This window comes from Geomonas azotofigens (assembly GCF_018919395.1).
Lineage (GTDB): Bacteria > Desulfobacterota > Desulfuromonadia > Geobacterales > Geobacteraceae > Geomonas > Geomonas azotofigens.
In genome coordinates this window covers 610503-632009 of sequence record NZ_JAHLME010000002.1, presented here as the reverse complement: position 1 = coordinate 632009, position 21507 = coordinate 610503, and the positions used below count along the sequence as shown (strand labels likewise).

21 protein-coding genes are annotated in these 21507 nt (G+C 62.1%); 9 read left to right on the top strand and 12 right to left on the bottom strand.

Features of this window, described 5'->3' with window-relative positions; all coding sequences use genetic code 11:
* Positions 1 to 37 precede the first annotated feature (37 nt).
* Positions 38 to 508, bottom strand: coding sequence for an Lrp/AsnC family transcriptional regulator (locus KOL99_RS07815; RefSeq protein ID WP_216509904.1), 471 nt, complete (start codon positions 506 to 508; stop codon positions 38 to 40).
* Between the two features lie 185 nt (positions 509 to 693).
* Here KOL99_RS07815 and KOL99_RS07810 point away from each other — a divergent pair, with 185 nt between their 5' ends.
* On the top strand, positions 694 to 1155 hold the full coding sequence (locus KOL99_RS07810) for a cupin domain-containing protein (protein WP_216509903.1): 462 nt from the start codon (positions 694 to 696) through the stop codon (positions 1153 to 1155).
* A 73-nt stretch (positions 1156 to 1228) separates the two neighbouring features.
* Here the strand turns inward: KOL99_RS07810 and KOL99_RS07805 are convergent, their stop codons facing one another.
* Positions 1229 to 2143, bottom strand: coding sequence for a lysophospholipid acyltransferase family protein (locus KOL99_RS07805; protein WP_216509902.1), 915 nt, complete (start codon positions 2141 to 2143; stop codon positions 1229 to 1231).
* A 47-nt stretch (positions 2144 to 2190) separates the two neighbouring features.
* Positions 2191 to 2349, bottom strand: coding sequence for a hypothetical protein (locus KOL99_RS07800; protein WP_216509901.1), 159 nt, complete (start codon positions 2347 to 2349; stop codon positions 2191 to 2193).
* Between the two features lie 356 nt (positions 2350 to 2705).
* Here KOL99_RS07800 and KOL99_RS07795 point away from each other — a divergent pair, with 356 nt between their 5' ends.
* Positions 2706 to 2906, top strand: coding sequence for a cold-shock protein (locus KOL99_RS07795; RefSeq protein WP_199397015.1), 201 nt, complete (start codon positions 2706 to 2708; stop codon positions 2904 to 2906).
* Between the two features lie 292 nt (positions 2907 to 3198).
* On the top strand, positions 3199 to 3468 hold the full coding sequence (locus tag KOL99_RS07790) for a DUF3553 domain-containing protein (protein ID WP_216509900.1): 270 nt from the start codon (positions 3199 to 3201) through the stop codon (positions 3466 to 3468).
* A 97-nt stretch (positions 3469 to 3565) separates the two neighbouring features.
* Here KOL99_RS07790 and metE read toward each other — a convergent pair whose 3' ends face one another.
* Positions 3566 to 5872 (bottom strand): 5-methyltetrahydropteroyltriglutamate--homocysteine S-methyltransferase, encoded by a 2307-nt coding sequence (metE, locus tag KOL99_RS07785; protein WP_216509899.1) that lies wholly within the window; start codon positions 5870 to 5872, stop codon positions 3566 to 3568.
* Positions 5873 to 6175: 303 nt separating this feature from the next.
* On the opposite strand from metE, the gene KOL99_RS07780 reads away from it, so the two are divergent.
* Positions 6176 to 7579, top strand: coding sequence for a tetrathionate reductase family octaheme c-type cytochrome (locus tag KOL99_RS07780; protein ID WP_216509898.1), 1404 nt, complete (start codon positions 6176 to 6178; stop codon positions 7577 to 7579).
* Positions 7580 to 7718: 139 nt separating this feature from the next.
* On the opposite strand, the gene KOL99_RS07775 is transcribed toward KOL99_RS07780, so the two are convergent.
* Positions 7719 to 8354, bottom strand: a complete 636-nt coding sequence (locus KOL99_RS07775) for a YkgJ family cysteine cluster protein (RefSeq protein WP_236025889.1) — start codon at positions 8352 to 8354, stop codon at positions 7719 to 7721.
* A 287-nt stretch (positions 8355 to 8641) separates the two neighbouring features.
* Here KOL99_RS07775 and KOL99_RS21600 point away from each other — a divergent pair, with 287 nt between their 5' ends.
* Positions 8642 to 10642: an SPOR domain-containing protein gene (locus tag KOL99_RS21600; RefSeq protein WP_236025887.1), complete on the top strand. Its 2001-nt coding sequence runs from the start codon at positions 8642 to 8644 to the stop codon at positions 10640 to 10642.
* 149 nt (positions 10643 to 10791) lie between these two features.
* Here the strand turns inward: KOL99_RS21600 and KOL99_RS07760 are convergent, their stop codons facing one another.
* Together KOL99_RS07760 and KOL99_RS07755 are read right to left on the bottom strand one after the other, a co-directional pair.
* Positions 10792 to 11202, bottom strand: a complete 411-nt coding sequence (locus KOL99_RS07760; protein WP_216509896.1) for an SseB family protein — start codon at positions 11200 to 11202, stop codon at positions 10792 to 10794.
* A 103-nt stretch (positions 11203 to 11305) separates the two neighbouring features.
* The gene (locus tag KOL99_RS07755; protein WP_236025885.1) at positions 11306 to 11659 is read right to left on the bottom strand and encodes a DnaJ family domain-containing protein; all 354 of its coding nucleotides are present in this window, start codon (positions 11657 to 11659) and stop codon (positions 11306 to 11308) included.
* Between the two features lie 288 nt (positions 11660 to 11947).
* Between KOL99_RS07755 and KOL99_RS07750 the strand changes: the two genes are divergently transcribed.
* From KOL99_RS07750 to KOL99_RS07740, 3 genes are all read left to right on the top strand, one after another.
* Positions 11948 to 12892, top strand: a complete 945-nt coding sequence (locus KOL99_RS07750; RefSeq protein WP_216509894.1) for a diacylglycerol/lipid kinase family protein — start codon at positions 11948 to 11950, stop codon at positions 12890 to 12892.
* Positions 12889 to 13698, top strand: a complete 810-nt coding sequence (locus KOL99_RS07745) for a metallophosphoesterase family protein (protein WP_216509893.1) — start codon at positions 12889 to 12891, stop codon at positions 13696 to 13698. The genes KOL99_RS07750 and KOL99_RS07745 overlap by 4 nt, the downstream gene beginning before the upstream one ends.
* A 124-nt stretch (positions 13699 to 13822) precedes the next feature.
* Entirely contained in the window at positions 13823 to 14272 is a 450-nt protein-coding gene (locus tag KOL99_RS07740; protein ID WP_216509892.1) for a YbaN family protein, read from the top strand.
* Positions 14273 to 14290: 18 nt separating this feature from the next.
* Here the strand turns inward: KOL99_RS07740 and KOL99_RS21790 are convergent, their stop codons facing one another.
* The 5 genes from KOL99_RS21790 to KOL99_RS07720 form a co-directional block, all read right to left on the bottom strand.
* On the bottom strand, positions 14291 to 14419 hold the full coding sequence (locus tag KOL99_RS21790; RefSeq protein WP_268898913.1) for a hypothetical protein: 129 nt from the start codon (positions 14417 to 14419) through the stop codon (positions 14291 to 14293).
* Positions 14420 to 14549: 130 nt separating this feature from the next.
* Positions 14550 to 15026 (bottom strand): SH3 domain-containing protein, encoded by a 477-nt coding sequence (locus KOL99_RS07735; protein ID WP_216509891.1) that lies wholly within the window; start codon positions 15024 to 15026, stop codon positions 14550 to 14552.
* 140 nt (positions 15027 to 15166) lie between these two features.
* Positions 15167 to 15484 carry a hypothetical protein gene (locus KOL99_RS07730; protein WP_216509890.1) on the bottom strand — a complete coding sequence of 106 codons (318 nt, stop codon included), beginning with the start codon at positions 15482 to 15484 and terminating at the stop codon, positions 15167 to 15169.
* Positions 15485 to 15635: 151 nt separating this feature from the next.
* The gene (locus KOL99_RS07725) at positions 15636 to 18935 is read right to left on the bottom strand and encodes a cache domain-containing protein (RefSeq protein WP_216509889.1); all 3300 of its coding nucleotides are present in this window, start codon (positions 18933 to 18935) and stop codon (positions 15636 to 15638) included.
* A 243-nt stretch (positions 18936 to 19178) separates the two neighbouring features.
* Positions 19179 to 19661: a PaaI family thioesterase gene (locus tag KOL99_RS07720; protein ID WP_216509888.1), complete on the bottom strand. Its 483-nt coding sequence runs from the start codon at positions 19659 to 19661 to the stop codon at positions 19179 to 19181.
* A gap of 241 nt (positions 19662 to 19902) precedes the next feature.
* Between KOL99_RS07720 and KOL99_RS07715 the strand changes: the two genes are divergently transcribed.
* Complete coding sequence (locus tag KOL99_RS07715; RefSeq protein ID WP_216509887.1) at positions 19903 to 21492, top strand: sensor histidine kinase; 1590 nt, start codon at positions 19903 to 19905, stop codon at positions 21490 to 21492.
* Positions 21493 to 21507 lie beyond the last annotated feature (15 nt).

Below are 21507 nucleotides of genomic sequence, written 5' to 3'. Positions count from 1 at the left end.
TCCTTCTAATGATGGTAGCTGCGCAACGCGTATTGTATTAAGAGTGACGGCCGTTGCCGTTGTGTTCCGCGAGATCCACCCTTCTGGTTTCCTTGACCGTTTCCAGGACCACCTGGGTGCGGATCGACCTCACCCCGGGTAGGGGCCTGATCTGGCGCAGGATCTTGGCCAGGGTGGTGTGGTCGGCGGTTCTCAGCTTGACCAAAAAGCCGTCCGGACCGACCACCTGGTGCACCTCCTGCACCGAGGAGATGGCGGCGAGCGCCGCGGCGGTCTGCGCGTCGGTGCCGTCGGTCTCGACCTGGACGAAGGCGGAGAGCCCCTGGTGGAAGCAGGCGGGGTTGAGCCTTACCTCGTACCCCTCGATGATGCCCCGCTCCTCGAGCTTGCGGATCCGCTCCAGTACCGCCGAAGGGGCCATGCCCACCTGCCGGGCGACCTCCGCGTTGGGGATCCTCGCCTTCTCCTGAAGAATCTCCAGTATGTGGATGTCTATTTCGTCAAACATTCTCGTTTACACCTTTTGGTGCGAATTTTATTCATATTGTCATACCTTGTAAAGAATTATTTTCGGAATGGTCCGGGGGCGGGAGATCGGGGGGGGATTTGTCTGGCATGGCGCGGCGGCGGGCCGTACAATAGGATACAGGCTGGTTGGAAAACCAGGATTTTTAGGCTGTTGAGGAGGCTGACATGAAAAGGACGATGCTGTTCCTGATGATGGTCTTTTTCTCCATGGCCGCCGTCGGAGTCGCGGCGGAGAAGAAGGTCGCCAAGGCTGCGGTGCAGCAGGTGATTACGGTACCAAACGACATACAGTGGCACGCCGGTCCGCCGGCGATACCCGGCGCGCAGATGGCCGTTTTGGAAGGGGACATGGCCAAGCCGGGCTTTTTCGTGGCGAGGCTCAAGCTCCCCGCCGGCGCCAGGATCGCGCCGCATTTCCATGACAACGTGGAACGGGTGACGGTAATTTCCGGGACCATCAAGCTCGCCATGGGCATGACCCAGGACAACCCGACCGTGCTTCCTGCGGGAAGCTACTTCGCGCTGCCGCCCAAGAAGGTGCATAACGCCTGGGTGGACGAGGAAACCGTGCTGCAGATAGCGACGCGCGGCCCCTGGAGCCTGCACCCCGTGAAGGGTGGCAAGTAGCGGAGCCCGGCATGCGCGGAGCGGGAAACGCAAAGGGACCAGCCCGAAGGCTGGTCCCTTTTTTGTCCCGGTTTCAGGCGCTCGCCTCTCCGGCCCGTTTCCAGCGCCGGTGCATCCAGTACCACTGGGTGGGATGGGCGGCGACGAAGTCCTCCACGTACCGCGAGAGCGCCTGGGTTTCCTTCTGGATGCCGTGGTCGCTCATGTCCCCGCTGAAACGGTGCTCGGGATGAAAGGTGATGACGTGGCTCTCCCCCTCGCGATGGATGAATACGGGGAGCAGCGGAGCCCCGCTTTTGCGGGCGATGAGCACCGGCGCCTTGGTCGCCCAGGCCCTGCGCCCCAGCATGCTGACCAGGACCCCGTCTTCGGGGCCGGCCGCCTGGTCAGCGAGGATGCCGACCAGTTCCCCGGACCTCAGCGCGGAGAGTATCCCCCTAAAGGCCCCCTTCTTGTAGATCACGCGGCTTCGGTAACTCATGCGCATCCGCTCCACCATCTGGTTGAAGAACGGGTTGTTCTGGCGCCTGGCCACCACGACGCCGTCACCGAACAAGCGGCTGAACGCGAGCGCCATCAGCTCCCAGTTGCCGCAGTGACCGCTGAAACAGATGATGCCTTTCCCCTTGGCCCGGGCCTTCTCGTAGTGCTCCAGGCCGCGCACCTCGAGAGCGGCAATGAGGTGGTCGCCGCGGCCATGATAGAGCTGGCAGATCTCGATCAGCGATTTTCCCAGGTTGCCGTAGTTCTCGAGGGCGATCGCCCCTGCTTCACCGTTGGAATTCTGCCAAAGCGGGTGTCCCTTCAGGTAGGGGAGGGCCTGCCGCAGGTTGTCGATCACGACGGCCCGGCGGGAGGGGAGCAGGCGCCAAAGGACGTGTCCTACCATGCCCCCGCAGCGCTTGAACAACGTGCTCGGTATCAGGGCGCCGGCCAGGGTGAGGCAGTAGAAGACCGCCGCCTGCAGCCTCCAGAATACTTGTCGCATAAGATACCTTATTTAACCTTGTCGCATCTGTCGCGCTCCGGGGGGAGCTACGGCTCGATCTCGCCGGACTGAGCATCCTGGCCGTCGGCCTCGTCGGCGAGGGGTTGGTCCGATTTTTCCTGTTTGCGCAGGGCCTTCTCCTGCTGTTTCTTTATGCGGTCCAGTTCCTTCTGGCGCTTTTGAAATTTGAAATTGGGTTGTGCCATCAGATCTCCTTGACAAAAAGCCGGCTTACTCGATGAGGTTCACGCGGCGTTACTTTTTTCGTTGGGTCGAAAATTCTACCAATGCTGAACCTCCACCATTTAAATAGCAACAATAATCCTCGAGCTTGGGGATTTATAATATTATTGTCGGGTAAGTAACTGAACATGTTACATAAACTCCATTTTCTAAAAGCTTGTTTCTTGCCACCAGTGACGCATAAAAAGCTAAAAAACGGGCATTGAAAGTATGTGGACCTTATTTAAATAGCTTGCTTTGTGAATACTAACCTGTTACCGTGGAAAAAGTTCCGGATTTCCGGACATATTCGCAACACACTTTTGGAGATTGAAAAGACATGGCAAACGGTACTGTAAAATGGTTCAACGACAGCAAGGGTTTTGGTTTTCTCGAGCAGGAGAACGGTGAGGACGTATTCTGCCACTTCTCCGCCATTAGCGGCGACGGCTTCAAATCCTTGGCTGAAGGTGATAGCGTGACTTTCGACGTGGTCAAAGGGCCCAAAGGCCTCCAGGCTGCCAACGTAAAAAGGGTGTAACTAGAAGCACCCGGCGGAGCGGCGGGTTCCGCCCGACGCGCCCCGAACAGTTTTACCTAAGGACGTGGCCCCCTTGAACCAACCTCGGGGGCCACATCTTTATCGACCCTCCCTGCCGATCACTGTTGCACCCGCACAACCCCGCTTCAAACGGCGCTGACCGCTAGGTTCGCCTGGCGCCGTACCTCCCGGCCTACGCCCTGGCAGGCTTGCGGGACCCTGTCCTGTCGCCCGCCCACCCGGTCATGCCGGTGTGCCACCTTTCATGTTGCCAACCAAGCAAGGGGATCATATGTCCATCAAACGAGGTGATGTAGTTAGCCACTGTGGAGCGAGCCAATGGGGTGTCGGTAAAGTCAACGAGATTTGCCCGACCTGGGTTGCCATTCATTTCAACGACGGGATCGTCAGGAAGATCGCCAGTTCCCACCTGGGTGACCTGCACCCGGCGGACCCTCGCGCGTTCCTGCCGGTAGCCGCTGTCGAGCAGAAGCCGGCGCAAAGGACGACCCTTCCCAAAGAGAAGAAGGCGCCCCGCAAGCGTGCGGTCAAAGCCGCGTAGCAACTGCCGCGGCCCGCGCCGCGTCCGCGCAAAAAAAGAGGGATGAGCCGAAGTCGGCTGATCCCTCTTTTGCGTTGGTGCCGGCGCCGCCGGAAAGCTAGCCGGGAGAACGTTGGCGCCTGACCTGCCGCGCCGCCTGCACCATGTTGGCCAGGGACGCCTCGATCTCGGGCCAGCCTCGGGTTTTCAGGCCGCAGTCAGGGTTCACCCAGAGCCGCTCCACCGGCAGGACCTCGGCCGCCAGCTGCAGGAGCGTCGTCATCTCCTCGACGGTGGGCACCCGCGGCGAGTGGATGTCGTAGATGCCGGGGCCGACGTCGTTGGGGTAGCCGTGCTGCCGGAAGTGGGACAGAAGCTCCATGCGCGAGCGCGAGGATTCTATGGAGAGGACGTCGGCGTCCATGGCGACGATCGCGGGGAGGATGTCGCCGAACTCCGAGTAGCACATGTGGGTGTGGATCTGGGTCTCGTCGGTCACCCCTGCGGTGGCCAGGCAGAAGGAGGCGACCGCCCATTCCAGGTACTCCGGCCAGTCGCGGCGACGCAGCGGCAGCCCCTCCCGGATCGCCGGCTCGTCCACCTGGATCATGGCGATGCCGGCCCGCTCCAGGTCGGCCACCTCGTCGCGCAGCGCGAGCGCGATCTGCCGGCAGGTCTCGGAGCGAGGCTGGTCGTTGCGGACGAAGGACCATTGCAGGATGGTGACCGGGCCGGTGAGCATCCCCTTCACCGGGCGCTTGCTGAGCGATTGGGCGAAGCCGCTCCATTCGACGGTCATGGGACGGGGACGGGTCACGTCGCCGTAGAGAACAGGAGGTTTGACGCAGCGCGACCCGTAGCTTTGCACCCAGCCGTTCTGGGTGAAGGCGAATCCCTCCAGTTGCTCCCCAAAATACTCCACCATGTCGGTGCGCTCGAATTCGCCGTGCACCAGCACGTCGAGACCGAGTTGCTCCTGCTTCTCGATGCAGCGCCTGATCTCGCCCTGCAGGAAGCCTTGATACCCTTCGCCGTCGAGCGTGCCGCCGCGCCACTTGGAACGCGCTTCGCGTACCTCCCTTGACTGCGGGAAGGAGCCGATGGTGGTGGTCGGCAGCAGGGGGAGGTCGAAACGCCGCTTCTGCTTGGCGCTTCGCTCGGCGAAGGGGGCGCCGCGCCTGGTCATGGCGTTGGTCACCTGTTCCGCGCGGCGCCGGACCAAGGGGTTCGCGACGGCCGCGGCCGCCCTGCGGCGGGCGAGCGCGGCGGCGGCCTGGTCGAACGCCGCACCTTGCGGTTCTTCCTGCTCAGCGGCGTCGGCCAGCAGGCGCACCTCGGCGACTTTCTGCGCCGCGAATGCCATCCAGCTCTTCAACTCCGGGTCGAGCCTGGTCTCGGCGTCGAGGTCGACGGGTACGTGCAGCAGCGAGCAGGAACTGGCGACCATGACCCGCTCGGCCCCCAAGGCGGTTACGGCCCGGCGCACCATGCGGTGGGTCTGCTCGAGGTCGGAGCGCCAGACGTTGCGTCCATCCACCACCCCGAGCGACAGCTTCATCCCCGCCGGCAGCGCCGCCAGCACGGCCTCGAGGTCCCCCGGGGCGCGCACCAGGTCCAGGTGCAACGCCTCGCAGCCGGAATCGGTGACCAGGCGCTGGTTGTCGCCGATCGAGCCGAAGTAGGCCGCGACCAGCAGGGTGGGGCGTTTAGCCGCATGCCCAAGGCGCGACAGGGCTTCGCGGTAGGCCTCCTCGCTGCGTGCATCGAGGTCGAAGCAGAGGCAGGGCTCGTCGAGCTGCAAAGAGGTGACGCCGTGGCCGGCGAGAAGCGCCAGCAACTCCTCGTAGACCGGTAGCAGGCGCGGCAGCAGCTCCAGGGGGTCCGTCCCGGCGGGGACGTCGTCGGCGTACTTGGACAGTTTCAGGAAGGTGACCGGCCCGGGGAACACCGGTCGAGGCGCGATGCCGAGGGCCTGCGCCTCGGCCAGTTCCGCCGCTATCTTGGTGGGGTTAAGGACGAACGACTGGTCGGCGCTCAATTCCGGGACGATGTAGTGGTAGTTGGTGTCGAACCACTTGGTCATTTCCAGGGGGGAGAGGTCTATGCCGGCGCCCCGGTCCTGGACGCCGCGAGCCATGGCGAAGTAGCGGTTCAGCGGATCGGCGATCCGCTGGAAGCGCGACGGTATGGCTCCTACCGTGACCGCCATGTCCAGCATGTGGTCGTAGAGGGAGAAGTCGTTGCAGGGGATCTGGTCCAGCCCCGCCTCCTTCATCATGGACCAGTGCCGGCTGCGGATCTCCTGCGCCGTCGCCAGAAGCGACTCGGCGGAGGTTGCGCCGCTCCAGTACGCCTCGAGTGCCTTCTTCAGATCTCTCGCGATACCAATTCGGGGGTGGCCTAATACTGTGGCAAGGACTGGCATAGTGCATCTCCTCCGCATGCTGTGGACGCCTGGAAACAAGTACGACACGCCGCTACGACAAGTTGACAATTGTAGCAGCTTCGATGGGATGTGCAGCAGATCCGTCACTTTAAGCACGCAGCCTTGCGCATGGTAAACGCCGTTCACTCCGGGGGCGTTAACCGTACGCAATTTGTCATTGACTAGACCAACCATCAAATATAATGTGTTGCCGGTGAAAAAGGGCCGGGTGCCCCGGCTGACATGCCGATCCCGCTCTGCACTGAACGTCTGCCCAAACATCCAGATCGCGAGGTCTCACACATGAGGAAATACCTGCTGTTATTTCTCGCCTTGGCCTGCGCCTCCACCTCGGACGCCGCCCTCAAGGGGACCCACCGTTTCATCACGGGGCCCTTTCAGAACGGGCCGGAGGTGACCAAGGCGTGTGCCGGGTGCCATGAGAAGCTGACCAACCAGATCACCCAGACCGTGCACTGGAACTGGGGCAAAAAACAGACGGTGAACGGCAAGATCGTCGACTACGGCAAGAAGAACGCGCTGGGCAACTCCTTTTGTCTCGCCGTCCCCTCCAATCTCCCCGGCTGCACCAGTTGCCACGCCGGTTACGGCTGGCAGGACGGTTCCTTCGATTTCACCAAGACCGAGAACATCGACTGCCTGGTCTGCCACGATACCAGCGGCACGTACAAGAAATTTCCCCTCGGGGCGGGCCACCCGGTTTACCCCGGGGAGCACAAGGAATACCCGGCCGGCAAGGTATGGGAGCCGGTGGACCTGGTCTTCGCCGCGCAGTCCATCTCGCGGCCGTCCCGCGCCGCCTGCGGCAACTGTCATTTCTACAGCGGCGGCGGCGAAAACTACAAGCACGGCGATCTCGACGCCAACCTTGCCAATCCTACCGGTGACTTCGACGTCCACATGGGAGCCAAGGGGCTCACCTGCGAGTCCTGCCACAAGGCGGCCAACCACGACGTGAAGGGGGAGGCGATCTCCGTGTCCCCCGGTTCCGGTCCGCGCGCCATGGGATGCACCGACTGCCATAAGGGGAACCTGCACAAGATCGCCATCCTCAACAAGCACATGAAAAGGGTCGCCTGCCAGACCTGCCACATCCCGACCTACGCCAAGGGAAGCCCCACCGTGCTCTCCTGGGACTGGTCCACGGCGGGCAGAGACCAGAAAGCCGAGGCGGCCAAACCGGACGCGCTGAAAATCTACGACAAGGCGCGGGGAGACCTGGTGCTCGGTAAGGACCTGGCGCCGACCTTGATGTGGTACAACGGCACCGTGGAACGCGTCCTCATGGGGGACAAGATAGACCCGACCAAGGTGGTCCGGCTTTCGGCCCCGCGCGGGGAGCGCGGCGACCCCGATGCGAGGATCTTCCCCTTCAAGGTGATGCAGGCCAAGCAGCCTTACGACCTGGAGAACCTTACCGTTGCCGTCCCCAACATCATCGGCCCCGCCGAAAGCGACAGCGCCTACTCCGTCAAGTTCGACTGGGACAAGGCCATCGCGGCGGGCATGAAGGCCGCCGGGCTTCCCTACAGCGGCAAGTACGGCTGGATCGAAACCACCACGGTATGGTCGCTGAACCACATGGTGGTGCCCATGGACAAGGCGTTGCGGTGCCAGAACTGCCACGGCGAGAACAGTCGCATCGACTGGAAGGGCCTTGGCTACACCAAGGACCCCCGGGGTTAGCCCAGGATCTGACAACTAGAAAAGGGATAAGCCAAAGAAAAGGGATCAGCCGCCAAGCTGATCCCTTCTTTTTTGAATCTATGGGAGGGCCGGAATACAGTTGCTTTCTCTCGCGAAGGAAGAGCCGACGCTATTACAACTACAACCAGAGCGCTTGTGGCAGCTTCTCGCCGGACAGGAAGCGCTCCACGAACTCGGGGTGTTCGAGGAAGGCGAGTACTCCGGTGCCGAGTTCGATGCTGCGGTCATCGAGGCCGACACGGCGCAGCGCCGAGGCGAGGGCGGTGAAGGTTGCGTCGAAGACCGCCTTACGGAGCAGGTCGATTGGCACCAGTCGATCATCATCCGTCACGGTGGGGGTGAGGGCTTCCCGGCAACTCTGGCTGTTCAGCGAGGTTATGGCGTGGCAGGCGAGGGGGCGCACGGGATGGACGCTGCAGCCGCCGTAAGCGTCAAGCAACGGGCAGGACATCTGCTTCAGGATTCGCTCCTCGTCATCCATCCAGCGGGCCCAGGAACGATGCGCGGCGAGGCACTTTTGCAACCCAGCCAGGTCGGCACCGTTAAGCTTTTCCCGCAGCCATAGCGCGATGGTCATCGCCTCGGGGAGCAGCGCGGCGACGTTGAGCACGCAACAATGAGCGCAACCTGGGCCGCAGGCGAAGGGACGATCCACACAGAACTCTTCCGCTGCATCCGCGCAGGTCCTTACGCTCCGTGCCACGATGGCGGCATCGGGGTTTGTGCCCAAGATCTCAAGTACCGTGGACGTCATCAGCGAGCGGTATTGCTCTTCATGCCAGGAATCGATGCTGTTCATACTGCAAGATTGTACTCAATGAAATGCGACTGTCACGTGGCGGAATTGCGCGGAGCAGCCGTGACGTCTTCGAGACTGTCATAGGGACATCGTGACACCATCCTTTCACTGAGATTTTCCTTAAATTATTCTTTGACATTGACCTTCATGTACACTAATCTTGCGACAATTTTAGAAAAGCTCTTCTCTACTGTCTCAAGCGCACCAATACTGTAGACTCTATTGAACATGTGAGGTTTTGAATGAGCACCATACGCATGCTGTTAGTGGCAATCGTACTGGCCTGTCTGATTGTTCCTTCCGTCTCATTCGCAGACTCCGACGAGGCGTCGATGTTTGCGCAGGCCAAAAACCACTACAAGGAGAACAGTTACTACTTCGCATCCACGTGGCTGGAAAGGATCCTGAAGAAGTTCCCGACCACGCCTCAGCGTGAGGAAGTGCTGGTGATGCTGGCCAAGTGCTATGCGGCGACATCGAGGGACGAGAAGGCGGTACGGACTCTTAAGACGCTGCTGAAGGATTTCCCGAAAGCGACCGAAAAGCTGGAGCCGGGCCTGCTGAAGCTGGTGCAGGATCCGACTCAGCAGGCGCCGCAGCTTGCTGAGCCTGAGGCCGCCGCACCCGCCGTGGCCGCACCCGCAGCTGTCGCACCCACTGTTGCCGCTTCGGTGGCTGTTGCCGATAAGGCTGAGAAAGTCGCTGCTGAACCAGCTGCCGCAGAGAAGGCCGCCGCTGAGAAGGCTGCCGCTGAGAAGGCTGCCGCTGAGAAGGCCGCCGCTGAGAAGGCTGCCGCAGAGAAGGCTGCCGCAGAGAAGGCTGCCGCAGAGAAGGCTGCCGCAGAGAAAGCTGCCGCTGAGAAAGCTGCCGCTGAGAAAGCTGCCGCTGAGAAAGCTGCCGCGGAGAAAGCTGCCGCGGAGAAAGCCGCCGCAGAGAAAGCCGCCGCAGAGAAGGCTGCCGCTGAGAAAGCTGCCGCTGAGAAGGCCGCCGCGGAGAAGGCCGCCGCGGAGAAGGCCGCTGCTGACAAAGCTATTGCTGACAAAGTGGCCGCTGACAGGGTGGCTGCTCAGAGAGTGGCTGCTGAAGACGCGGCTGCTGGCAAGGAGGCTGCTGACTTGGTACCTGCTCCGAAGGCGGCCACCGTCCGTCCGGCAACTATCGAGGAAGCCGTAGCTGAGAGAACGGCAGCCATAAAGGCTGCAGTCGAGAAAGCCGCCGTTGAGAAAGCAGCCGCAGCGAAGATTGCTGCCGAGAAAGCTGCCACCGAAGCCGCTGCAGACAAGGCTGCGGCCAGGAAAGCAGCTGCGGAAAAAGCCGCTGCGGACAAAGCCGCCGCCATGAAAGCGGCTTCAGAAAAAGCTGCAGCCGACAAAGCCGCTGCCAAAAAAGCTGCTGAGGACAAGGCTGCGGCCAAGAAAGCTGCTGCCGCAAAAGCCGCTGCGGACAAAGCGGCCGCCAGGAAAGCGGCTGCAGAGAAAGCCGCTGCCGACAAAGCGGCTGCCAAAAAAGCTGCTGAAGAGAAGGCCGCCGCCAAGAAAGCGGCCGCTGAAAAAGCCGCTGCCGACAAAGCCGCCGCCAAGAAAGCGGCTGCCGAAAAGGCCGCTGCCGACAAAGCCGCCGCCAGGAAAGCTGCTGAAGAGAAAGCCGTTGCGAAAGCGGCTGCCAAGGCTGCTGCGAAGACTACGAGTAACGAAACTGTCGCGGCGCCCGCCGCGGCATCCGTTGCGCCTGCCGTTGCGGCGCAGTCCCAGGCGCAGGCACCGGCCAGTGCAGCTTCTGCCGACGGCTATACCCTCGATTTCGGCAGTTTTGTATTGAAGTCTGATATGGTTGCGATCAAGAAGAAGATCAAAGCGGCCGGGATGAAGCCGGTAGTCGAGCCGGGCCCCAAAAAGAAAGAACAGATGAGCCGGATCCATGTCGGCGAGTACACGGATCAAAAAGCGGCCGAGAGCATGATGCAGAAGCTGCGCAAGGCCAAGGCCGAGCAATTCATGCTTCAAGACAAGACCGGGAAGTTCAACGTGTATGCCGGATCCTACTTCGATAAACTGGGGGCGGTGGACGAGCAGCTTCGATTGGCCGGTTTCGGCATCACCACCGAACTGAGGCCGATATCGGTTCAGGTCCCGACCTTCAACCTGACTGCCGGTTCTTTCCAGAGCGAGGACGCCGCCGCCCGGAAGGGAGCGGAGCTGGAAAAGCTAGGCGCGAAACCGACCGTGGTGCAACGCCACAAGTAAGGCGAGTCATAAACAGGTTCGTAAAGGGAAAGGGGCAGTCATAGCGGCTGCCCCTTTCTTATTGGGAGAGAGGGGCTTCCGACCTGGCAGCCCCTTCATCTAGTATTTTCAGCTTGTGTAAGGGGCGGAGACCCCGCCCGGGAAGATCATCACGCCTGCTGCGCGCCTGCTGCTGCCTCGGCGTTGCAATGCTCGACCGCCCCCCTGAGCCAGGCGATCTCCTCGGGGTGGAACTGCTTGGAGTAGTCGGTACCGACGTTGAGCGCCCAGTTGAGCGGATCCACCGTGCTCAGCGCGAGCAGGTGACCCGGAACTTCGATAAAGCGTGCAGCGGGGTCCCAAGCCTTCAGGCGCTCCACCGTGCTGAAAAGCATGAGGAAGTCTTTGCCATCCGCCTCGGTGATCACCGGCACCACGCCGCCGGCTTGCTCCTGCTCACCGTCTTCCAGGATGGGGACGAAAAAAGAGGAGTTGAGAAAGAGATCGTAGAACTCGCATTGCTTCTTGCCGTCCTGCATGTCCTGGCGCAGGTTTACCAGCGCCTCGTCTAATTTTTCCATGGGTTTCCTTTGGGATCTGTTTTAAGGCGGGGAAGTGGTGGCCTCCGTTGGCACCATACCGAACGGGGTCGATCATTTCAAGGGTAAAGATAAAGCAATATGGTCATCCCTGCAGCTTGTCGAGGAGTTTGCCCTGGTACTCGGGGAGCAGGTCCAGGGAAAGAGGGCGCTTGCGGGTCATTTCCAGCTTCATAAGCTTGAAGTTCAGTTCCCGCACCTTCCTCATCCTTTCTTCGCTCTCTTCCATGTCCAGGATCAGCCGCCGCAGCGAGGCAACCTCGTTGCTCAACTCCACCTCAGGAGGGACGCATCCTGCGTTTTTGAGCACCTTGTAGGCCATGCGCAATTCTTCGGGGACAGCCGAGAGGTCTTCCTGCACCAGCGGTTTGCCACGCCCGGGAAGGTTGTCGAACTCCCCGCGCTCCATGGCTTCCTTAATCCGTCTTTCTGCGATCAATGCGAATATTTCCATTCCGCGATTTTGGCAGAACCACCGACAGATAGTCAACTCCCGCGTGGAACCCATAGTTTGGATGGCGTTGCTGTTTTGGGAAGGTGTGAATGAAAATGGCGTGATTATGTCCATATTCCGGCGAGGAGGGCGAATGATTATTCGCCCGTGAAAAGGGGCGACATCCGTCGAAGTTGAGCCCGCAACCTCTTTTGTTACCCACGGCCGCGCGGTCCTTCCTCCATGTGCTAAACTCCTCCCCTTGTGTGGCCAATATCCGCTGGGAGTCACGTCATGTTCCCCAAAGCACCCTTCAACGCTCCCATTTTCATGGTGATGAACGCCGGTTCCGGTGATCGGGATGCCGACAGCCGGGCACAGGTGATTGACGAGGTGCTGTTACGCGCCGGCCGGACCTTCAGGATGTGGCGGGTCGCCAAAAGCGCGGGACTTGCCGACGCGGCGCGGGAGGCGGTGCGGGAAGCGCGGCAGCGGAACGGCATCGTGGTGGCGGCGGGGGGAGACGGAACGATCAACGCGGTGGCCCAGGAGGTTCTCGGCACGGGGTGCCCGTTCGGGGTGCTGCCGCAGGGCACCTTCAACTATTTCGGACGCAGCCACGGCATTCCCGTCGATACGGCGCAGGCCGCGGAGGTGCTGGTGCGCGGCACGTTGCGCCCGGTCCAGGTGGGACTGGTCAACGACAAGGTGTTCCTGGTGAACGCGAGCGTGGGGCTGTACCCCCGGATCCTGGAGAAGCGCGAGGTTCACAAGCGGAAGTTCGGCCGCACCAAGCTGGTGGCGCTGCTTTCAGCCTTCGTCACCCTCTTGACCCCGCCTCCCCAATTGGTGCTGACCCTGCAGGATGGTGAAACTCCTTCGATGCTGCACATTGCCACCCTGCTGGTGGAAAACAATCCGCTGCAACTGGAGCAGGTGGGACTGCCTGAAGCGGACGCGGTGCAAGGGGGAGAGCTGGCGGCGGTGGCGGTAAAGGCCAGGGGGGTGGTGCAGATGCTGGGCGTCTTGGCGTTGGCCGCGCTGAGGAGGCTTCGAGATTCGGAGATGGTGATCAGCTTCCCGTTCGCGCGGCTGACCGTGCAGCCGCTACGCCGAAGGCGCATCAAGGTCGCCACCGACGGGGAGATCACCTGGCAGGTCCCGCCGCTGGTTTTCAAGGCAGTGCCGCACGGGCTGCTCCTCATCGTGCCTGATAACGAAGGAGAGGGAGAGTCATGAGTTGCCTGCTGCACATCTCGGATACCCATTTTGGCACCGAACAGCCGGAGGTCGTGGTGGCCCTGCTCGCGCTGGCCCGGGATCACGCGCCGGATCTCCTGGTGCTTTCCGGCGATGTCACGCAGCGGGCGCGTCGCTGGCAGTTCCGCGCCGCCCGTGATTTCCTGGACGTCGTCCCCGCCTTGGCCACCTTGGTGCTGCCGGGTAACCACGACATCCCTCTGTTCAACCTTGCCGCCCGGGTCTTCGCCCCGTACCGCAACTACCTGGAGGTCCTGGCGGAGCCGCTCGAACCGGATTTCGAGTCGGACGAGCTGCTGGTGCTCGGCGTCAATACGACCCGTCCCCAACGCCACACGGTGGGGGAAGTGTCGCCCGGGCAGGTGGCCCGGGTGGCCGACAGGCTGCGCCAGGCCAGGTCGGGGCAGCTACGCATCGTCGTGGCGCACCAGCCGGTGAGGGCGACCAGGGACAGTGACCTGAAAAACCTGCTGCGCGGCCACGAAGCCGCGGTGCGCGCCTGGTCCGAGGCGGGCGCGGACCTGATCCTCGGGGGGCACATTCACCTGCCGCACCTACGACCGCTCCAGGAGGTGTTCCCCGACCTGCCGCGCCAGGTCTGGTCGGTCCTCGCGGGAACCGCCGTCTCCTCGCGGGTCCGCGGCGACGTCCCCAATTCGGTAAACCTGATCCACTACTGCGCCCAGGATGCCACCCCGTGCTGCACGGTCGAACGCTGGGACTTCGGCGCGACGGGACGCTTCCTGCTGGTGCAGCGAGAGATGCTCCCGCTGCAGCGCCCCTGAAACCCTTGACAAAATTCATATTAAAACCACGCCGCCTCGCTTACAATTAAGAGGACGATCCCGGAACTCATCCGGCGCTTGCACCCTGTGGGGCCGCGCCCTATGCCGTCTCAGTGGAGAGCAGATGCCGCATCACCATCTCAAAGTCAGGCTGGTCAAAAGTGAATGGCTGCGCTACCTGCTCATCGGGACCGGTGTGTGCGCCCTTGCCGCCGGCATGGTGGGGCTGTTCCTCCCCATCGTGCCGACCGTCCCCTTCCTCCTCGTGGCGGTCATCTGCTTCTCCCGCAGTTCCGTGCGCTTCCATACCTGGCTGGTGGAGCACAGGCATCTCGGCCCGATGCTGAAGGAGTACCTGGCGCACGGCTCCATCCCGCTCCGGGCCAAGTGCCTGGCTATCGTGGCTATCTGGATTTCCTTCCCGATGACCGCCTTCGTCGTGGTGGATGCCATGTGGCTGCGGATCCTCCTCCTCTCCATCGCCGCCTGCGTAACCCTCTACCTCATCGTCTTGCCGACCAATTCCACTTCCCGTCCGGTAAAGAAGCCCCGTTCGGGGGGGGGCGAGGCCTGACCGGTACGGCTTCTCTTCTCAGTCGATCCTGAGCTGACGCACCCTGGCCTGGAGCTGTACCGCATTCTGGCTCAGCAGGGTGGCCGCGTGCGCGGAATCGTGGGCGGCCCGGGTGGTCTGCTGCACCACGAAGCTGATCTGCTGCATGTTCCACTCGGATGGTGGAGTGCTGGATTGCAACGATGGATGACGAGGGGGTGGCGGAGGGAGAGGGAGAGGGAGAGGGAGACGACAGCAGGGGGAGGGGAATGGGGACCGTTTCCGGTCCCCAGCGTCGCTATTTCTTATGCTTCATCGCCACCTTGATCTTCTTTATGTCCTTGCGCATCATGGCCACGTCGCGCTCGACGTTGAGCACCTTGAGGCGCAGGTCGGTGATCTGCATGGCGAGTTTCTCGTTGCTTGGGACCTCTTTGGCAGCTTCGGCCGCCGGTGCTGCGGTTGAGGGGAGCGGCACCGGCTCGGTCGAGGCCACCATGACCGGAGCGGGCGAGGAGAGCGCCCAACCACCCACGTAACCGTTCAGCTTGCCGTCCGCGGAGGAGACCTTGACCCACCCGCCGGAGCAGCTTTGCGCCGTCACCTTGGCGTCTTTCTTGAGCACAGCGATCACCTTCGCTTTCTTGCTGGCGGTCTTGCGGAGGCGGATCTCGGGGGCGGTTACCGTGCAGTTGGTGCTTTCGGCCAAGGCCGGAACGGCGAATACTGCCACAGCAGCTGTAGCGAGGATGATGTTGCGGATCTTTTTGCTCATGGTGTCTCCTTTTTATGAGTAGTGCGACCAGATGGTCCAGGCTGAGGCGTTAGGGGGAGGTGGCTCCCGGAAGTATCGGCTCTAGATCCAGCGAAAAAAATAATACCGATACAATTAAAAATAATCAATAAAAAATCTGTTCAATTTTTCGCGATTGCTCTGACGGACAGCGTTCCGTTGTTGTGTGCGGTCATGCGACGAGCGTCCTTGAGCTTGATAACATCGACTGTCTGCATGATCTTGTTGTACTGAGACAGGTTGACCCGTTCTCCAGTCAGTTCACTAAGCGCCATGTCAGCGATCTCAGGGTAGCGTTGCATCGCGGCATGGAGTTGTGAGTATTGGTAGCTGGAGATTTCGCAGCGACCTTGCTGGCTTGCCTTGCGGATTCCGGGGTTCAACGCAAAAAGGGCTGTTATGGCGAGAAACAGCAGCACTACGAAGGGAGCTTTTTCCATGAATAGTGGCTGGCCCGGCTGAGCGGGCTTCCTTTCAGAAGTTCGAGCGACAATTCCTGTTATCGGCGCGGGTCGTGGTTACTGAAGATAAAAATTAAAAAAAGTACGGCAGCACCAGGTGTCGGTGCTGCCGTATTTTACTGCCAACCGGTTAGAATCTTTCGAAATCGGCGTCGTCCTGTTCCATCTCCAATGCCATCCCGCCCGCTGCGGTCTTGCGCTTGGTCACTAGCGGTGCCAGCGCCGCCGACTGTGTCAGGCTCTTCTTGCGCGTCACCGGCTTTGACTTATGGGCTTGCGGCTCCTGCTTGAGCCCGTGCATCGGAGGAAGTATCCTGGTGCCGCGTTCCGCCCCCTCGACCTTGAAGAAGGTGATGGATCCTTGCAACTGTTCAGCCTGGCTGGAGAGCTCCTCCGCGGTGGAAGACATCTCCTCCGCTGCCGACGCGTTTTGCTGGATGACCTGGTCCAGTTGCTGGATCGCCTTGTTGATCTGCTCGGCACCGGTATCCTGCTCGCGGCAGGCGGCGGAGATCTCCATGACCAGTTCCGCCGTCCTCTGGATGTCGGGGACCATCTGGGTCAGCATGCTGCCGGCACGTTCCGCGATCTCCACGCTGCTGGAGGAGAGCTGCGAGATCTCCGCAGCGGCCCTCTGGCTCCGCTCGGCGAGCTTTCTCACCTCGCTCGCCACCACCGCGAACCCCTTGCCGTGCTCTCCGGCGCGTGCGGCCTCGATGGCGGCGTTCAGAGCCAGGAGGTTGGTCTGGCGCGCGATTTCCTCGATGATCGAGATCTTGCCGGCGATCTCCTTCATGGCGCCCACGGTGTGCATGACCGCCTCGCCCCCTTCCTTGGCGTCCTTGGCCGATTTGGCCGCTATCTTCTCGGTCTGCAGCGCGTTGTCCGCGTTCTGCCTGATGTTCGATGTCATCTCTTCCATGGAGGAGGAGACCTCCTCCGCGGCTGCCGCCTGTTCGCTGGCCCCCTGGGACATCTGTTCCGAGCTGGAGGATAGTTCCTGGCTGCCGGACGCCACGTTGTCGGCGGCGCCCTTCACGTCGGTGACCACCTCGTTCAGCTTGGCCAGCATCGCCTTCAGCGCGATCATGAGCTGGTCTTCCGGCGAGCGCTCCACGATCTTGAGGGTCAGGTCGCCGCCCGCGATCTGCTGGGCAACCTGGGAGATGTCGCGGTTGGCCTTGGCGGAGCTGTTAACCGCCTGCGCCAGCGTGTCAAAGGTGTGCTTCACCTCGGAGGTGTCACTGTCGGCGGGGTCGGTGCTGAGCGAGATGTTCACATCGCCGAGTGCCAGCCGGCCCAGCCCCTCCACGAGCTTCTTGGTTTCGCGGTCCTGGTAGTCAGCGACCTTCTTGGCCTGACGCGCGGCCGTCTTCACTGAGGTGAGGTCGGTGACCACCTCGAAGGCGCCGATCACCTTTCCTTGCTTGTCCTTGATGGGGACGCCGGTGTAGCTGATGTCGAGGTCGAGGCCGGCCGAGGGGTGGGCGTCGGTCTCGTGGGTCGCTTCCAGCCCGGAGGTGATAGCTTGGGCGCAGGCGCAGTTGGACGTTCTGCAGTCGCCGGTTTTGAAGTGGTCGTAGCATTTGGTGCCGATGACCTGCGCCTGGCTTTTGCCGCCGACCTTGGCGCCCAACTGGTTCATGTACAGGACGTTGAACTCGTTGTCGATGATCATGGCGGGCGCGGGCATGTTGTCCATGAACCCGACCATGGTGGTGAGCGTGTCGTTCACACCCTGCACGATGTCGCGGTAGGCCCCCTGGTGTTTGTGCGCATCGGCGCGGGAGGTGAGCCTCCCTTCGAGCGCCGCCTGGGCCAGGTGCGCCGTGTCGGCGTTCAGGGTCTTGATCACATCGACGCAGCCGTTCACCGCGGTGGCGAGGGCGTCGAAGATCTGCTTCGCCTCGGTGGTATCGGCATCCGCCTCCGCGGTAGCGATGGAGAAGTCGACTTGTCCCTTGGCCAGTTTGTCCAGGCCGTGCACCAGTTTCCTGGTTTCCTGTCCCTGGTAGTCGCTGATCTTCTTGGCCAACCGGGCCGCCTGCTTGACCGCGGTCTGGTCGGTCACCACTTCGAAGGCCCCTATCACCCGGCCGCTGTCGTCGTGGATCGGCAGGCCCGTGTAGGCGATGTCGAGGTCAAGCCCCGCCGACGGGTGGGCGTCGGTCTCGGAATTCGCCATGGACCCGGTCTGCATCGCCTTGCCGCAGGCGCAGTTGGTGCTGCCGCAGTCGCTGGTCTTGAAGTGGTCGTAGCACTTGGTGCCGATGACCTGGGCCTGGGTCTTGCCCCCCACCTTGGCGCCGAGTTCGTTCATGTACATGACGCTGAAGTCCCGGTCGATGATCATGGCCGGCGCCGGCATGGCGTCCAGGAGCCCGACCAGGCGGGCGATGGTGGCGTTGACCCCCTCGATGATCCTGCGGTACTCGCCCTGGTGCCGGGTGGCGTCGGCGCGCTCGGTGATCCTCCCCTCCATGGCGGCCCTGGCAAGCATGTTGGCGTCGGCGGCCATGGCCTGAACCGCGGCGATGGTGACGTTGAGGTTTATGGCCAGAACATCCTTGTCGGACTTGGGTTGCAGTTTGACCGACAGATCGCCTGCTGCCACTTTCTCCGCCGCCCTGGCCGCCTCAGCGATGTTTTCGATCATCTTTCCGAAGGCATGGGCCAGGTTCCCGGCCTCGTCCCGCGAATCGCTCTCGATGACCAGGTCCACGTTGCCCAGCGCCAACTCGTCGGCGACCTTGATCAGCTTGTTGATGTTTCCGCTGATGCGCCTGGCGACCAGGTAACCCAGCAGCAGCACCACGACCGCGATCGCGAGGGTGATGCCCGCCATCTTCCAGCGCATCCCCGCGATCACCTGATGCAGGTCGTCCATATACAGGCCGGTGCCGACCACCCATCCCCAGGGCTTGTACAGCTTGACGTAGGAGAGCTTACCCACGGGGACCGTGGATCCCGGCTTGGGCCAGCGGTATTCGACCACCCCCCCTCCCTGGTTTTTGGCGACGTTGGCCATCTCGGCGAAGAGCTGCTTGCCGGTGGGGTCCTTGGTGGTGCTCTGGTCCTTGCCGTTTAGTTCCGGCTTGATGGGGTGCATGAGCATGACCGCGTTCAGGTCGTTGATCCAGAAGTACTCGTTATCCCCGTAGCGCATGTTCCTGATGCGCTCCATGGCGCGCTTCTTAGCCTCCTCCAGGGTGAACTCCCCTTTCTGGACCCGCTGGTCGTACTCCGCGATCAACTCGACCGGCAGGTCGACCACCGCTTTCAGGGTGTCCTCCCTTTCCGCCAGGATCCTGTCCTGCATCGTAGGCAACAAGTATAAGAAGTTCACTGCCGCTATGATGACCACGGTGGCGAGTGAGATGCTCAGTACTTTGGCCGCGATGCTCCAGTCTTTGAACCTTTTGATGCTCATTCCATTCTCCCTTTGCAGCCTGTCAGGTTGCGATCTGATAGAGTTGCCGATGTGCTATGACACCCTCGGAAAGATTTATCGGCAATCTGTGCGGAATATTGAATGGGAAATTGGAACGTTACTGTTGCGAAAAAGAGGGACGGTGCGGAGAGTCGTGCGCGGTAGCGGGAAGTGTGACCGCTGAACGGGAGGGGGGTCGGGAGGGGGTCCGCGGCGGCGTGCCGCCGCGGAGACGGAAGTTGCCTATTTACCGGGGATGGTGATGCACAGGCACTGGGCTTCGGCGAAGGTGGTGTCGCCGCGGAAGATGCGGCCGTGCACCATGATCTTTCTTCCCTCGACGGAAACCACCCTGCTTTCCACCGTCACCACCTTCCTGAGCGGCAGCATGTTGCGGAAGCTCACGTTGAGGTTGCCGACCACGATGGGGTAACCGGCGGCCCAGGCGGCGAGACCGAGGGCCTCGTCCATGATGGCCGCCACGGCGCCGCCGTGGGCATGTCCCGGAGGCCCCTCCGCCTCGGGCCCGAGCCAGAAACGGGCGTGCAGGTGCTGCTCCGCGTCACGGTAATAACGGGCACGGAATCGGTCGCCCCGGGAGTCGCCGGAAACAAAGCGCAGCGAGTCTCCCACCAGGGCCGGCGCGTCGAACGGAACCCAGTCTTCGGCCCCGCTCAGGTCTATCTCGGTCTGTTCACAAGCTTTCAGTACGGTTGCATTGGACACTCTGAATCTCCTCGTCTGGTTTACGTGCACGTAAAGCAGCAGCTACCTTAGCAGACTTTTTCCCGGAAATAAAGAGCGGGGTGCACCCTGTATACAAAAAAAGCGCTTGGACGCCGCGGCATGGTCGGCTGGTCTGGTTGCCTTGCAATTCCAGCCACTTTGCAGGGTGAATTCAGTTGACAGCTAGCCCGACAAGGCGTAAACAATCCAGACCAACGTTACGTCCAGTGCCGGAGTTGCTATGACAGACGAAGTGACAACCGGAGGCGACCTCCAGGCCGAGGTGGCCAGGCTGCGGGCCGAAAACGCGGACCTGCGCCGGGTGCTGGTGGCGCACCAGAAAGCCTTGGAGGGGCAGGACGAAAGCCAGCACTGCTTCCGTTGCCTCTACAACGACACCCCGGTCATGCTGCACTCCATCGACCGCGACGGCCTGCTGCTCGGGGTCAGCAACTACTGGACCGAGGTGCTGGGCTACAGCCGCGAGGAGGTGCTCGGCCGTCGCTCCAGCGACTTCCTGACCCCGGAGTCGCGGCGCCACGCCGTCGAGGTGGTGCTCCCTGAATTTTTCCGCACCGGCGTTTGCCGCAACGTCGAATACCAGCTGATCAAGAAGAACGGCGGGGTGATCGATGTCCTGCTGAGTGCCGGGGCGGAGCGGGACGCGGCCGGCAACATCGCCCGCTCTCTGGCCGTCATGGTCGACGTCACCGAGTGGAAGGCGGCCGAAAAGGCGCTCAAGGAGAGTGAGGCCCGCTTCCGGTTGATCGTGGAGACCTCCCAGGAATCGATCGTCGCCGCTGACCGCACCGGCTGCCTCACCTACCTGAACCTGCAGTTCGCCGAGATGCTGGGATACGAGGTGTCCGAGTTGATGGGGCGCTCCTTCCTGGAGTTCGTGGACAAGGCGCTGCACGACGAAACCGCCGCCCGCCAGAAAAGCCGCGAGAACGGCATCTCCGAGCAGTACGAAACCATCCTGGTGCGCAAGGACGGCTCCAGGGTCTGGGCCAGCGTCTCGGCCAAGCCGATCCACGACGCCAGCGGCGTATTCCAGGGCTCTTTCGCCATGATCTCCGACGTCACCCGCAGGAAGCAGGCGGCGGAGGAGATCGAGGTGCTGCACACCCATCTCTCCGCGCGCGCCATGGAACTCGAGACCGCCAACGAGGAGCTGGAGGCGTTCAACTACACGGTGTCCCACGACCTGAGGCGCCCGCTGACCGCCGTCAACGGCTTCGCCCAAGTGATCATGGAGCTCTACGGGCAGCAGCTCGAACCGCAATGCAGGGAGTACGTGCAGGAGATCATCAACGGCAGCATCAAGATGAACCACCTGATCGACACCCTGCTCAACTTTTCGCGCCGCTACAGCGTTTCGCTGAACCGGGAGCAGGTGGACGTGAGCGAGCTGGCCCAGGAGATCCTCGCCGAGCTCAGGCTCTCCGACCCGCAGCGCCGCGCTGAGTGCGTGGTCCAGCCGGGGGTACGCGCGGACGCCGACCCGCAACTGCTGCGGGTGGTGCTGGACAACCTCCTGGGCAACGCCTGGAAGTACTCGGCCAAAAAGCAGGAGACCCGGTTGGAGTTCGGTACCGTCCAACACCAGGGGAGGGAGGCCTTCTTCGTGCGGGACAACGGCGCCGGGTTCGACATGAGCCGTGCCGGGAGCCTGTTCAAGCCGTTCCAGCGCCTGCACGACTCCGATGACTTCAAGGGGACCGGCATCGGGCTGGCCAGCGTGCAGCGTATCATCCAGCGCCACGGCGGCCACATCTGGGCCGAGGCCGCGCCCGGCAAGGGCGCCACTTTTTTCTTCACGCTCGGCTAAGGCCGGCACACGGCA